This window comes from Phormidium sp. CCY1219, from assembly GCF_035615515.1.
Classification (GTDB): Bacteria; Cyanobacteriota; Cyanobacteriia; order Cyanobacteriales; family Laspinemataceae; genus CCY1219.
On record NZ_JAJENT010000902.1, the window covers coordinates 1 to 250 of the forward strand.

The following is a 250-nucleotide window of genomic DNA, read 5'->3' on the forward strand; positions in this document are numbered from 1 at the left end:
GAAAAAGAGAAATTTCTCCCCTTTGCGCCGGATTTTGCGATCGAACTTATGTCGCCAAGCGATAGTTTAAAAACCACTCAAGCGAAAATGAAAGAATATATCGAAAATGGTACGGTATTGGGATGGTTGATTAATCGCCAAAATCGGCAAGTGGAAATTTATCGTCCCGGTGTAGAAGTAGAAGTGCTGGATAATCCTGCCACGGTGTCGGGAGACCCCCTGCTACCGGGATTTATCCTGCAGTTAGAGG

At 45.2% G+C, this 250-nt stretch carries 1 protein-coding gene; it reads left to right on the forward strand.

Annotation, left to right across the window (positions count from 1 at the left end):
• Positions 1-250: Uma2 family endonuclease (locus LKK83_RS29600; protein WP_324635058.1), on the forward strand; the 250-nt coding region annotated here is incomplete at both ends.